Source organism: Salinivirga sp., assembly GCF_035268865.1.
In the GTDB taxonomy this organism is placed as follows: Bacteria; Bacteroidota; Bacteroidia; order Bacteroidales; family Salinivirgaceae; genus Salinivirga.
In genome coordinates this window covers 1-10,443 of sequence record NZ_DATFKB010000075.1, presented here as the reverse complement: position 1 = coordinate 10,443, position 10,443 = coordinate 1, and the positions used below count along the sequence as shown (strand labels likewise).

General features: G+C 38.6%; 12 protein-coding genes. 8 read left to right on the top strand and 4 right to left on the bottom strand.

Features of this window, described 5'->3' with window-relative positions:
• A partial coding sequence (locus VJ937_RS04670; protein WP_324065730.1) for an indolepyruvate oxidoreductase subunit beta occupies positions 1-516 on the bottom strand: 516 nt, incomplete at its 3' end.
• A 21-nt stretch (positions 517-537) separates the two neighbouring features.
• Positions 538-2,148 carry a thiamine pyrophosphate-dependent enzyme gene (locus tag VJ937_RS04665; protein WP_324065729.1) on the bottom strand — a complete coding sequence of 537 codons (1,611 nt, stop codon included), beginning with the start codon at positions 2,146-2,148 and terminating at the stop codon, positions 538-540.
• Between the two features lie 342 nt (positions 2,149-2,490).
• Here VJ937_RS04665 and VJ937_RS04660 point away from each other — a divergent pair, with 342 nt between their 5' ends.
• From VJ937_RS04660 to VJ937_RS04635, 6 genes are all read left to right on the top strand, one after another.
• A complete protein-coding gene (locus VJ937_RS04660; protein WP_324065728.1) occupies positions 2,491-3,252 on the top strand; it encodes a C40 family peptidase in 762 nt (253 codons plus the stop codon).
• Positions 3,253-3,256: 4 nt separating this feature from the next.
• On the top strand, positions 3,257-3,577 hold the full coding sequence (locus tag VJ937_RS04655; RefSeq protein ID WP_324065727.1) for a YbjQ family protein: 321 nt from the start codon (positions 3,257-3,259) through the stop codon (positions 3,575-3,577).
• 114 nt (positions 3,578-3,691) lie between these two features.
• On the top strand, positions 3,692-4,129 hold the full coding sequence (locus VJ937_RS04650) for an NUDIX hydrolase (protein ID WP_324065726.1): 438 nt from the start codon (positions 3,692-3,694) through the stop codon (positions 4,127-4,129).
• Positions 4,130-4,313: 184 nt separating this feature from the next.
• Positions 4,314-5,003 carry a response regulator transcription factor gene (locus VJ937_RS04645; RefSeq protein WP_324065725.1) on the top strand — a complete coding sequence of 230 codons (690 nt, stop codon included), beginning with the start codon at positions 4,314-4,316 and terminating at the stop codon, positions 5,001-5,003.
• A gap of 5 nt (positions 5,004-5,008) precedes the next feature.
• Positions 5,009-5,668, top strand: coding sequence for a YggS family pyridoxal phosphate-dependent enzyme (locus VJ937_RS04640; protein WP_324065724.1), 660 nt, complete (start codon positions 5,009-5,011; stop codon positions 5,666-5,668).
• A 40-nt stretch (positions 5,669-5,708) separates the two neighbouring features.
• A complete protein-coding gene (locus tag VJ937_RS04635; RefSeq protein WP_324065723.1) occupies positions 5,709-6,695 on the top strand; it encodes a dihydroorotate dehydrogenase-like protein in 987 nt (328 codons plus the stop codon).
• A gap of 277 nt (positions 6,696-6,972) precedes the next feature.
• Here VJ937_RS04635 and VJ937_RS04630 read toward each other — a convergent pair whose 3' ends face one another.
• The gene (locus VJ937_RS04630) at positions 6,973-7,497 is read right to left on the bottom strand and encodes a hypothetical protein (protein ID WP_324065722.1); all 525 of its coding nucleotides are present in this window, start codon (positions 7,495-7,497) and stop codon (positions 6,973-6,975) included.
• Between the two features lie 115 nt (positions 7,498-7,612).
• Between VJ937_RS04630 and VJ937_RS04625 the strand changes: the two genes are divergently transcribed.
• Positions 7,613-8,524 carry a hypothetical protein gene (locus VJ937_RS04625; RefSeq protein ID WP_324065721.1) on the top strand — a complete coding sequence of 304 codons (912 nt, stop codon included), beginning with the start codon at positions 7,613-7,615 and terminating at the stop codon, positions 8,522-8,524.
• Positions 8,525-8,700: 176 nt separating this feature from the next.
• On the top strand, positions 8,701-9,381 hold the full coding sequence (locus VJ937_RS04620) for a hypothetical protein (RefSeq protein WP_324065720.1): 681 nt from the start codon (positions 8,701-8,703) through the stop codon (positions 9,379-9,381).
• A 62-nt stretch (positions 9,382-9,443) separates the two neighbouring features.
• On the opposite strand, the gene VJ937_RS04615 is transcribed toward VJ937_RS04620, so the two are convergent.
• A partial coding sequence (locus VJ937_RS04615; protein WP_324065719.1) for a DUF6588 family protein occupies positions 9,444-10,443 on the bottom strand: 1,000 nt, incomplete at its 5' end.

Genomic DNA, 10,443 nt, shown 5'->3' with positions numbered 1-10,443 from the left:
ATCACCTTTCGATCCAAAAATTTGTTTCAATCCACTTTCGAGCACAGAAATATCCATATTGAGGAATGGTGCAGCAGCTCCCAGCATTACAATATTTGAGCTACGGCGTGCTTTTAAGTCATTCGCAATTTGATCGGCATCAATGGCTACAACGTTCTTAAGCGATTGTATGTGATCCATAAGCTTTTTCTCTTCCGGATAGTTTGTGATATTCACAAACGGCTTTGTGTTGGTTACCAGATAGCCGTCTTCTGAAAGATAATCTACATATCGTAAAGATTCCATGGGCTCCACAGAAATAATTACGTTAGCACTTCCTTTGGGAATCAGGTCTGAGTAAATTGGCTCATCAGAAATACGCAGATGCGACACTACCGCTCCACCGCGTTGGCTCATACCGTGGGTTTCAGCTTGCTTGAGGTACCAATCATTTTCAAGGGCTGCAGCACCTAGTGTAGCAGCAATGGAGAGGATCCCCTGTCCACCTACACCGGCTAATATTATATCAGTTTTCATTATATTCAGATTTTAGGATTTTTAACTTTTTGCTTTTTGTTTGGCTTCCATTTTCCTACGACGTGCAGCTTTCTGTATACATTCACGACGTGGAATAATAACCGAAGGTCCATCATAATCAAACTCCTCCTGCATTACCTTAACCATATCGTCATGGTTGCGTTTTATCGGATTTAGCACCCGGATGTGTTCGGGATCAACACCCAACCCCTGACAAATGGCTTCCAGACGACCCAGCGCTGATGAATCCTGTCCGCCTGTCATTGATGTAGATTCATTGTCAGAAATTATGACAGTGATCGGTGAATTTTCATTCACGGCATCAAGCAGGCCGGTCATACCGGAGTGCGTAAAAGTTGAATCTCCAATTACAGTCACAGCAGGCACCAAACCAGCATCAGCTGCCCCTTTGGCCATGGTTATCGAAGCACCCATATCTACACAGGTATTTATGGCATTAAATGGCTCCAGTGCACCCAGCGTGTAACAACCAATATCAGAAAACACACGGCCCTGTCCGAATGGGGCAAGCGCCTCATTAAGTGCATTGTACACATCAATATGGCTACAACCCGGACACATGCTTGGCGGACGATTAGCAACAAAATCAGGCACTTTACTCTCTTTGCTACCTGTTTGAATACCTAATGCCGCTGCAACGATATCAGCATTTAACTCACCGTCACGAGGTAAGGTTCCATCTAAACGGCCTGTTACAGGCTCTTTTTCTAAAAATCCTTTAATCATTTCCTCTACCATCGGATACCCCTCTTCAATAACGAGAAGCTTCTCCGTCTCATTTGCGATTTGTTTCACCTGCTTTTCAGGCAATGGGTATTGAGTAACCTTCAGTACGGGGTATTTACAATCACCTTCAGGAAGAATTTCGCGAAGATAATTATACCCCAAACCACAGGCTATAATTCCCATGCTTTTGTCTTCACCTTCAAAATAGTGGTTATATACCGAATTCTCAGACTCTGCATTAAAATGATCCTGATTGCCAAGCAATACTTTATACTGTTTACGTGCTATTGAGGGCAATAATACAAATTGGCGTGGATCAGATGGCAGTGACTGATTGTTTTGTGGTTTAAGTTCTTTTGTAATTACACCAGCTCTTGAGTGTGCAATACGAGTGGTTACGCGGATCATCACCGGAACTTTATACTTTTCCGACAATTCAAAAGCGCCATAAGTCATATCGTAAGCTTCCTGCTGGTTTGAAGGTTCCAATACCGGGATCATAGCAAATTTGCCATAAAACCTTGAATCCTGCTCATTCTGTGAAGAGTGCATTGATGGATCATCGGCTACGACAACCACCATACCTCCATTAACACCTGTAATTGCAGCATTCATAAAGTTATCAGCAGCCACGTTCAGTCCAACATGCTTCATGCAGGTCATACTGCGTTTTCCGGCATATGCCATACCGAGCGCAGCCTCCATAGCCGTTTTTTCATTTGCTGACCAATCACTATGAATGTTTCGCTCTTCTGCAAGCTTACTGGCCTGCACATATTCTGTTATTTCGGTTGAGGGTGTCCCTGGATAGGCGTATACACCAGACATACCAGCATCTATCGCAGCCTGAGCAATAGCCTCGTCACCCAATAAAAGTTTTTGCATCGAACTATATTTTAATTTATGATTGATTTATTTTCAAAGATAGACCGGGGAAAATAACATTCCGGTATTAGAGTCCACCAAAACGCTTCTGAAATCCCACATTGATGGCAATTGCGAAGTAATACATACCGGGGAAATAAATCTTTTTCATAATAAAATGACCTTCATCTTATTGTTCCCAAAAATAACCAACTTTTTCAGAAAAAAAAATGATATTCAACACCAGATATAATTATTCAGGTCAACAATGAAATAGCATAAGAGCGGCTATTTTTTTGCATTTACAAATGATAGCACGTACATTTACAAGGCTGTAATAACACCTTATTAAAACCATGAACCATGAAATATGGCGTATGTACATTGAGCCAGATAGCCGTAAGGGCCGAGAAAGCAGAATCATCGGAACTTGTAACTCAAATGCTTTTTGGGGAAACCTGCAAAATTATAGATCAAAAAGGATCGTGGTTTTTTGTGTATACCGACCTTGATCAGTACCTGGGTTGGGTCGACATAAAAACACTTAAGAATATTTCACAAAAAGAATACCGATCGCTCAATACTATCCAACATCCCAAACTCACAACCCCTTATGGCATCATAAACATTGATAATAAAAAGCTGGTAATATCAATTTCGAGCACGCTTCCATTTCTGAAAAATGGACAAGGTAAAATAGGCGACCAAAGCTACCAACTTTTAAATGGTGACACACAAATCGACCAGACACCTTCAGAAATTGCCGAATCTTTAATGGGGGCGCCCTACTTATGGGGAGGACGGACCCTTATGGGCATTGATTGTTCCGCACTGGTACTTAACACATTTAAATTGTGGAATTATTTACTCCCACGTGATTCAAGTGAGCAGGTTAGCTACGGGCAAACCATTGCTTTTTTATCTGAAGCAAAAGAGGGCGATGTATGCTTTTTCGATAATCAGGAGGGAAAAATTACCCACATTGGTATTTTAACCAAAGACAAAAAAATTGTGCATGCTTCGGGTGAAGTCAGAATAGATTCAATCGATCATCAGGGAATATATAACAAATCACTCAACCGTTATACCCATCATTTAAGAGTGATTAAGCGATTTAAAATATAACGCCATGATAAACGTAAATACAGAACATATTCCGGGATATACCATTGTAGAAAGCCTCGATATTGTTAGAGGGAATACGGTGCGGGCCCGACATTTGGGGAGAGATATTTTTGCAGGCCTCAGAAACCTTGTAGGAGGTGAAGTGAATGAGTATACCAAATTAATGGCCTACGCCCGTGAGCAGGCCCTTCAAAGAATGAATGATGAAGCAGCTAAGCTGGAAGCTAATGCCGTGATCAATATCAGGTTTATGACATCGCAGGTGATGCAGGGCTGCTCGGAGATTTTGGTTTATGGAACTGCCGTAAAAATTAAAAAAGACTAGTATGCCTACATTTTTTCCATATCTGGCTGCAGCTGCTGCTTTGGTAGTAATTATTTTTGCTATCATTCAGTACAGAAAATCACGTAAAGAGAATTTTGACAAGAAAAAATATTAATGACCTACAGTTATAAATATCCAAGACCTGCAGTTACGGTTGATATAATTCTATTCACCAATGAAACAGACCCAAAAGTTCTGTTAATTGAACGCAAGAAACCTCCATTCCAGGGGCATTGGGCGTTTCCCGGAGGTTTTATTGAGCCGAATGAAACACTGGAAGATGCTGCAAAAAGGGAACTAAAAGAGGAAACAGGGATGAGAGTTAATAATCTGGAGCAATTCAAAACATACTCCGAACCTAACAGAGACCCCAGAGGAAGAACAATAAGTACGGTTTTTTACGCTAAAATCTCAACTTCAATTGCTCAAAAAGCTCAGGCCGGGGACGATGCTGCCAAAGCAGATTGGTTTTTACTGGAAAAACTTCCCAATTTGGCATTCGATCACCAAAAAATTATTGATGAAGCTAAAATAAATAAAATATTTGAATAATTTAATCACTTAAAAAGGGGACTATAATTGCATTTTTACACCAATGGCTTTAGAAATTTGACAAATCCATGTTAAAGGATTGTTAAAAAAAATAAGTTTTTCGTAATTTAGTAGAAATTTTTTCATTTAACTTTGAATAAGGACAGTTATATTACCATAAAATAGCCAACGAAAGCTGAATACCATGTTAGAAAAAACATTAATACTAATAGTAGAGGATAATCCTGCAGAAGCCACAATGGTAACTGATGCTTTAGAAGCTCAAGGTTACGAAGTACACGCCGCAAATGACGGGCAGGAAGGAATGGAGCAATTCAAAAATCAACCAATTGATTTGGTCATTCTTGATGTGATGTTACCTAAAGAAGATGGATATGAAATAGCCAAAAAGATCAGGGCAATTGACAACGATATACCCATTATTTTCCTCACCTCTAAAAACATGAAAGACGACCAGGTCTCAGGATTTAATGCAGGTGGGGATGACTATGTAGCCAAGCCATTCGATAACGAACTACTGCTACTTAGAATAAATGCTTTACTTAAGCGTACTACAAAAAGCCGTGAAGACGACTGCACCTATAAAATAGGTAATTTTAACTTTGATTGTAAAAACCTTGAATTAAAGAGCAGTGCCGAAAAACGCCGAATGACAAAAAGGGAAGCTGACGTTCTGCAAATGCTTTGCGAAAACATGAACGAAATAGTAAAGCGTGAAGAAATGCTGACCAAAATCTGGGGCGAAAACGACTACTTTAACGGCAGGAGCCTTGATGTATTCATCACAAAATTAAGGAAGTACCTTAAAACCGATGAAAAAATAAAAATCGAAAATATCCACGGTGTAGGATTTGTGCTAAGTGTAAACGCGTAATATCCATGTCAATAAAAGAAAATTTACAGAAAGTAAAAGAAGAAACCTCACCCAACATTACATTAGTAGCTGTTTCAAAAACCAAACCTGTTTCTGACATCATAGAAGCTTATGATGCAGGCCAGATAGATTTTGGCGAAAACAAAGCCCAGGAACTGCAAAAAAAACAACCTGAATTGCCGGATGATATCCGTTGGCACATGATAGGGCATATGCAGCGCAACAAAGTCAAGTATATTGCACCGTTCGTGCACATGATTCATGCTGTCGACTCATATAAACTGGCCAAAGAAATACAAAAACAAGCTGCGAAAAATGACCGGGTGATAGATTGCCTATTACAATTCCACATTGCCGAAGAGTCAACAAAATTTGGTTTTTCGAAAGATGAGTTTTTTGAAGTAATGAAGGAAAGCAATCTGTTAGAACTGAAAAATATTCGATTCAGAGGCGTAATGGGTATGGCAACCTTTACAGAAGACCAGGATCAAATTAGACGGGAATTCAAACATTTAAAACAAATTTTCGATCAGATTAAGGACCAAATTGGCCCCGGATTCGACCAAATATCCATGGGGATGTCCCAGGATTACAAAATTGCCATTGAAGAGGGAGCTACAATAATTCGCGTAGGAAGTTCTATTTTCGGAGCCCGCAATTACTAAAAAAATGCTTAATTTGTAAAAAAAACATAAAACAGATATTATGGCTGATCTAACAACCAAATTTGCAGGACTAGAACTCAAAAATCCGCTTATAGTAGGCAGCTCCGGACTAACTGACAGTATAAGTAAAATAAAAGATATCGCCGCACAGGGAGCTGGTGCAGTTATACTCAAAAGCCTTTTTGAGGAACAAATTTCTTATGAAGCACAAAATACAATAGCCAGCAATGAAGCTAACGAGTACCCCGAAGCCGCTGACTACATAAAAGAATACACAAAGGACAACAGCCTGAGTGATTACCTCAACCTCATTCGTCAGGCCAAAAAAGAAGTTGACATTCCGGTAATTGCCAGTATTAACTGTATTACTGTTTCAGAATGGATTAGCTTTGCTAAATCTATACAGGAAGCAGGAGCCGACGCGCTTGAGGTAAACGTATTCATACTTCCGATGGATCGCAACCAAAAATCGGAAAACTATGAAATGGTATATCACGATCTGTTTCAAAAATTACGGGATAAGATCAGTATACCCGTAATATTCAAAATTTCGCAGCAATTCACCAACCTTCTGGGTGTTTTAAACCGCTTCAATGCCGACGGCGTGAATGGCGTTACACTTTTCAATCGATTTTACGAACCCGATATTGACATAGAAAACCTCACACTCAAAAGTGCCGAAGTTTTCTCAAATCCATCAGATCTCAGAAAAGTACTCCGCTGGGTAGCTATTGCCAGTGGAAAAATCCATGGACTCGACATTTCAGCATCAACAGGTGTGCATGATGGCAATGCAATGATAAAACTTCTCCTTGGAGGCGCAACTACTGTGCAGGTTTGTTCAAGCATTTATAAAAATGGAACCGGAATTATTCCGGATATGATAAAAGAGCTTCATCAATGGATGGATAATAAAGGATTTGAAAACATAAAAGCCTTCCGTGGCAAATTAAATTATGATAAATTTAAGAACCCGGAAATGTACGAAAGATCGCAGTTCATGAAATACTTCTCGAATCACGTATAATTTTAAAATTACAAAATAAAAATCCTCCAGCCGGAGGATTTTTTTTATCCGGGATTTGTCATTAGTAATTTGTAAAATTTTTAATGACAATAGGCGTAAGCCTATCGAGGTTAATCCCGGTTTAGAAAACCGAAGAGCGTAGCGATAAGCTCCACTTTGTCAACCGAAACGAAGTGAAGCTCAACGCAGTTAATCTTACTTTTCGGGGAACCCGGAAAATTTAGATTTTCTTAATCGTAAACTGTCATCTAGGTGAAACCTAATGACAGTTTTGGGTTTATCCATTATTTCGAAAATCTTCAAGAGCGTGCAATAAATCAAGCAAAAGCTCTCGCTTGGAAGAATGCTGTGACCCTACAGCCCCACGTAGACGGCCGATGGCCTGCTCCAAATCATTGGCAGGAGGAATATTTTCAAAATTCTCGACAACAGTTACCACCTCAAAAGTTACCAAATAATCGCACTCCAGGGCAATATCCACAAAATCGATCAGATATTTACTAAAATCAAGGCTTGATGACCAACAGGCCGTAAGTAACATTGACCTTAAATCTTCATTACCCGTACTTTTTAGTAGTGAAACAATAGTCTGAACACCATCAGTATGCTTAATATCCTGGAAAACAGCTGATATCTTATCCTTGATTTCAGCACTATTGCTAGTTACATACAAATCCGCCAGATAAGGTAAATATGCCACATTTCCATCCTTCCTGATATCATCAATAGCCTCAATTTGTTTCTTACTTTCTTCAGCCTTCAGTCCCTCAATAATCTTTTTACTTACTTTCTTATTTTCCATGGCGTATTATTTTTTTACAAAAATAATGTTTTTGTGTTGCTTGCATAAAACGATTAGTTGTTTTATATTTCCCTAAATTTATTTAATTTTACAAAAACTAAAATCAAACTAAATTATGCCAAAGGTTTTCAGGCTCTTGATAATCATAACCTTATCAATCATTACGATTAGTGCATGTGTTCAGGATAAATCGAAAAAAATCGAAAAAGACCTGGCTAGTAAGAGCCAGAAGCAAGCAGAACAACTAAAAAAGGACTTCAATAAGGCCAAGCAGGTATTTTATTCCCTCCCCTCTCCCATTGAAACTGCTATGCTGATAAAAAGAAGTGGTGTAGACTATACGCCTGAGCTGCTGAATCCCACAGAAAACCAAAGCAGTTATGTAAGTACATACAAGCTTGCCATGAATTTAGGCATATACAGTGCCAACATTAGTTATGCAAGCATTTTCGAACAGTCACAGGTTGCCATTAAGTATATGGCAGCAGCAAAAAAACTGGCTGAAAACCTTGGAATTCTAAATGCAATTGATCAAGAAACCATACGTAGACTAGAAAACAACATTAACAATCGAGATTCATTAATGGATATTATTTCTGAGACTTTCATGAATTCTGATGGTTTCCTAAAAGAAAACGGCAGACCAGAAACCGCCGCTTTACTTATTGCAGGGGGCTGGATAGAAGGCCTCTATCTTGCAACGCAACATGCAAAACTTGAACCTAAAAACGAAGAAATTATTGATCGAATCACAGACCAAAAAATGTCATTACAATCGCTCATTCAACTTTTATCTACTTATAAAAGCAGTAAGGATGTAGACCAGGCCCTTGAATCCCTTAAAAAAATCAATTTAATTTATAAAAATTTCAAAATGGTTAGCTCAGACATTGAGTCTATCACTGATGAAAGCGAAAGAAAAACCGTTTTGACAGCAAAAGCCGACGTTTATCACGATAAAAGCCATATCAAAAAACTCACCAATGTTGTAGATTCCATCAGAAGTGGAATTGTACAACCTAACTAAACTACTGCAAATGGTGAATAAAGAACGGAACTTTGTTCCGTTTTTTTATGGAAAAAACCCTAATAAACAAAAGGTTTCAAAGGGTGTTTATCAAAGAGGCACAATTTTCGCATGAATATATCTTGATTTATTCAACATGAAATATTTTATTTGTGGTCAAATTAAATAAATATACTATGAAACGAATTGCCTTACTAGTTGTAACATTGATGACAGGTTTAGCAGTCTTTGCTCAAACTGGCAAAGAGTACGAAAAAATGGCGCAGGAAGCCTACAAAGCAAAGAATTATCCAAAAGCATTTTTAGATTACACACGTGCAGTTGAAACCTACGAATCTGAAGGTGTAACCGACACAGCACTTTATTACAATGCAACCATTACCGGATACAAAGCACGGAAATTTGACGAATTAATTCCATATGCTACTAAAGCAATAGAATTAAAGCATGAAAAAGCGCATTTGGCTTATTATATCAAAGCAATTGCTTACGATAAGCTTGATAAAAATGGGGAATACCTTGAAACACTTGAAGCAGGACACGAAGCTTATCCTTCATACGGAAGAATAAGCAAAAAACTTGCTGTAGCATATTTAAAACAAGGGATGGAACCCTATAAAAAAGGCGCTGAAATTGTTCAAAATGCAGAGTCGTTGCGTGAATCGAAACCAGAACAATACAAAAAAGAAATTGAAAAAGCCAATGCTAATTTCGAAGAAGCAAGAAAAATATTCGAAAAAGCATACGAAGCAAATCCAAAAGAGAAGCAAGTGCTCAAATCATTGACTGCAGTATATCAAAGCTTAGAAATGGAAGAAAAAGCCGCTAAAATAAATAGCGAACTACAATCACTTTAAAATACAAACCACAAAAAACGCCTTCTCAACACGGGAAGGCGTTTTTTTTTGTAATTTATATTTTACCTGAATGAAACACCCAAACCTACATTATACATAGAATAATCCTGGTAAACATATGCAGCATGCAGTGTAAGAAGTGCAAGCTTCAATCTCAATCCAACTGAAGTATTGATTGAACTGTATTCAATATTTGCATCTATCGGGTCCCGCATTTCGTTTGATTGATCTAATACAGTAACAATGTAATCACCATTTGTATCGTCTGATGCGTTGTAGTCGGGATCAGAAGCCGGAATATAATCAGGTAGCAAATAATTCCCGTTCAGGGAAATATTAAAATTACTTGCAGCATAACCAATACTTACATAACCTGTAAGCACAGCAATTTTTTTTGAAATAATCAGGTTGGTGTTCCATGCTGAGCTGGTAAGGGTAAGATCCTGGGTCCTGTAATAATCATTTGCAATACCTTCTTCTGTCGTAGGCAATTGAGGATCTATCACCTCAAATGGCACATCAATATAATCGGTCGGGTAATACTCTACTTTATTATAGATACCGCTCAAACGGCTCCAACCAAATTGTGCAGACATGTCAAAAGGTAATTTTTTAAAGCCCGGAATCCATTGTTTAAAGTCATGGCGCAAACCAAACCCAAACATTCCGACTTTTCCAAAATCACCTAACCCAACCTCGGGAAAAAAACGGAATGATAAATCCGTGCCCTTAAAAACTCCAACACCAACCTGCATCATTGGCAAAGGAACCATAGCAAACCCTGTACCCGAAGGTAAATCGTATAAATTACTGATTGTATTTCCATTTCCCATATCAAGACCAACACTTGCACCATCGCCACTTCCAGCAATAGTTGGACTTTCAGAATCAAGTCCGGGTAGCAAAAAATTCCATGTATAGTTATCTAAATCGAAACTTTCGTCCTGCGTGGGAACCATCGCCAGCGTAGCATTTATGGTAACATCAAAACCAAACAGCTGGTGAGGCTTTGCAGTGTTGTACCAACCGGCATTCATGGCGGTCCCAAACCCTTTACCAAAG